The 249-nt window shown below is 68.3% G+C and carries 1 protein-coding gene; it reads left to right on the forward strand.

The features are described 5' to 3' along the window. Positions 1 to 249: SDR family NAD(P)-dependent oxidoreductase (locus SB658_RS26285; protein WP_410603433.1), on the forward strand; the 249-nt coding region annotated here is incomplete at both ends.

Consider the following 249-nt stretch of genomic DNA (forward strand, 5'->3'; position numbering starts at 1 on the left):
GTGCTGGCGCAGGCGGTCAAGGAGATCGGTCATGGCGCGACCGGCATCGTCGGCGATGTCGCCGACCTCGACCATCATCGGTTGGTCGCCCACGAGATCCGCCAGCGCTTCGGCCAGCTCGACATCTACGTGGCCAATGCCGGGGTGCTGACGATCACCCCGTCCGAACAGGTGACGCCGGCCGAGTTCGATGCGCAGTTCGCGGTGAACGCGCGCGGCGTGTTCTTCGGCGTGCAGGCGATCGCGCCG

This window comes from Bacillus sp. SIMBA_008 (assembly GCF_046535495.1).
Classification (GTDB): Bacteria; Bacillota; Bacilli; order Bacillales; family Bacillaceae; genus Bacillus; species Bacillus subtilis.